This window comes from ANME-2 cluster archaeon (assembly GCA_014237145.1).
Taxonomy (GTDB): Archaea; Halobacteriota; Methanosarcinia; order Methanosarcinales; family Methanocomedenaceae; genus Methanocomedens_A.
Genome location: JAAXOC010000090.1, coordinates 1 through 2556, shown reverse-complemented (window position 1 = coordinate 2556; position 2556 = coordinate 1). Strand labels below are relative to the sequence as shown.

The 2556-nt window shown below is 47.6% G+C and carries 3 protein-coding genes; 1 reads left to right on the top strand and 2 read right to left on the bottom strand.

The annotated features are described in order from the left end of the window. The first annotated feature begins 277 nt into the window (after positions 1 to 277). The gene (locus HF974_11855) at positions 278 to 583 is read left to right on the top strand and encodes a DUF1697 domain-containing protein (GenBank protein MBC2699003.1); all 306 of its coding nucleotides are present in this window, start codon (positions 278 to 280) and stop codon (positions 581 to 583) included. On the opposite strand, the gene HF974_11850 is transcribed toward HF974_11855, so the two are convergent. After that, positions 568 to 1875, bottom strand: a complete 1308-nt coding sequence (locus HF974_11850) for a tryptophan--tRNA ligase (GenBank protein ID MBC2699002.1) — start codon at positions 1873 to 1875, stop codon at positions 568 to 570. The two genes, HF974_11855 and HF974_11850, sit on opposite strands and share 16 nt — an antisense overlap. A gap of 63 nt (positions 1876 to 1938) precedes the next feature. Then, a partial coding sequence (locus HF974_11845) for a proteasome assembly chaperone family protein (GenBank protein MBC2699001.1) occupies positions 1939 to 2556 on the bottom strand: 618 nt, incomplete at its 5' end.

Genomic DNA, 2556 nt, shown 5'->3' with positions numbered 1-2556 from the left:
TTCCGATCTCCTATCCTGCCCAAAGAATAGTTGGAGTAATAACAAAAAAAGGTTATGCAAGGGGCACTTTCATTTTTTGAGCATGTTATTCGAAGAATTTCATGTACGTTTTCTGGGACGATTCTAAAAACCGCAGGGAGTATAGAGGGACGCAGAGTAAAATAACGACCCTCTGCGGTTAATCTTTTTTGCAACGATCTATTTATCCGGAATAAATCAAAAAGCTACGGCCTGCATTCCAATACAATTAAATAATGTGGGCCTTTGATGAAGTAACATGGCACAACTCGGAGTCGCTTTTATCAGGGGCCTGAACATGTTCGGCCAGAACCGTATAACAGTGGAGGAGATGCGAAGCCTGTTGATGGATATCGAAGATGAAAGCCTGCACATCATAGACCTTTACAGAGCAGATAACATAATCTTTGAGAAGACCGATATCCACTATGCAGAAGTAGGACTGCGGATACAGGCAGTACTATACCACCTTTTTGGAAAAGAGATAATGGTAACCACACGTTCGTTCAACACACTGAACGGACTTATGAATAAAATATATGGGCAGGATTACCAGAACTTGTGATCGATCCCGAACTCGGGCAGCTGCTCCTTTGCAGCCTCACGCTTCATCTGGTGATCGGTCAGGAACTCTTCCATAAGACCCGCAGCCTGCTTCTTGCAGGTTCCACACATCAGGTCCCCTGACATACACTTTTTCCTGATCTCAAGCACCTCGTTATCGTCCTCAACCAGATGGTACAGCATCAGTTCATACACCGTACATTCATCAGGCACGCCGCCGTGCTCCTTTTGCTCTTCCAGTGTCACCCTGCCGCCGGTCCTGGCACGCATGATCTTTTTTGCAGCTGATTTTGGCTCTTCGGTGAGGGCGATGATGCTGTCCGGGATGCTGCTGCTCATCTTGCCCCCTTGAAGCCCTGTCATGAATTTGTGGTACGTAGATGCCGGCGGCATGAAGGCATAGCCGCCAACCAGCAGTTCAACGTCCCTGACAGCATCCTGCACATGTTCCATATCGCCTTTCACATCGATATGTCCCTCGAACATCTTGATGTCATCCCTGTTAAAGTCCACTGCCAGTCGTTTTGCCAGGGTCTTGAATGCTTTTTCAGGTGCCGATTTGGAGTATACCTTAACTACACCTTCAGTCTGGAATACATGGAACATGTTCACCTTATCAGCCAGTCCCCTAGTCAGCCTGATATGTGGGTCCTGGTCCGCTCCCACTGGTATTACAACCGGGCGTGGTCCTCCAAACTCCGGGAGTTGGGGGTGCAGGATATCAGCACTCTGCATAGTGGCCGATACCATGTGTGCTATATTGGTCTCGCCGTTGAATCCGTAGATGGCGCTTAGTTCCGAAAAATTTGCCTTAACACCCAGTTCAAAGGCAAGATCGCGCACCTGTGGGCTTGTGGACTGGGAATAGATTCGCCCGCCTTCCGGTTCGAAACCCAGGGCAATAAGGCTTAAGATATATTCCTCCACCCCTATTCGCCTGCACTCCTCCCATGAAATGCCACGTACGCTATGCGCTTCCATGTCGGCCACTGCCATGAACACGGTCCCGCCCTGCTGCTGGTGCCAGATAATCTCCTCCATAACCATTTTATGGCCCAGGTGGATGCGACCTGAAGGCATGAACCCGCTCATGGCACCGAATGGTTTTTTGGAGTTCATGGCATCTACTATAGAATCGTAACTACGGTGTCCGAAGATTATACCGCGGCGCATAAAGCGGTGGGGATGCCTGATACGGGGCAGCAGTTTATCGAAGCGGGATATGCCAAATTCGTCAAAGAGTTTCTGGTAGTCGTCTATGGATGATGATTCCCAGGGATTTATTTCATTCATGGTCGGAGTGCATAAATAGCAATCAGGTAAATAATTGTTTCCATTGTGGGCCTGCCCGGACTGTTACCTGTACATCCCATAGTGGTCATCTGTGGGTTTAGCTGCCTGTTTCCTCAGGCTGGTAAGATGTTTCTCCACATTTTCAGCTTCGTTATACAGAGGTTCCAGGTCGATATTGATGGTATGAATCAGCTTGTCGATCATTTCTATCACATGTGCTGCTGTCCTGGCATCTGAAATGTTGTTACCTTTCTGGGCAATGGGTACTAACACTTTCAGGCCCCGTATCTTACCTTCATTCAGGAGCACTCCTGAAATACCAGGAATCATGCTGTGGATAAGCGGTTCGATTTCAAGTTGTTCCAGTTCCTTCCTGGCAGCGTCCGTACTTCCTATTCCAAATAGTTTTGAACCATCTTCATCCAGTATCTGTGTCTCAGGAGAAATTATTCGTGAACATCCGGATTCTTCTGCAAATGACAGGACAGTATTGGCAACATTCCTTGCCATTGGCGGGTAGGGTGTGAATTCGGAAAGGAAGACCACTATTTTTGCCTTTTCACCGGCATATATTCTTGCAGGGAATTTGGGTTTTGAGTCATAGATCATTGAAACAGGCGGGAATTCATCAGAATCGAGACCGCATATTTGGTCAAGGTTCAAAACGTTAACAAGGTAGCT

What these genes read in the sequence shown, in the direction of transcription:
- HF974_11855 (MBC2699003.1), top strand. Translation starts at nt 278, where the DNA reads ATGGCACAACTCGGAGTCGCTTTTATCAGGGGCCTGAACATGTTCGGC.
- HF974_11850 (MBC2699002.1), bottom strand. Translation starts at nt 1,875, where the DNA reads ATGAATGAAATAAATCCCTGGGAATCATCATCCATAGACGACTACCAG.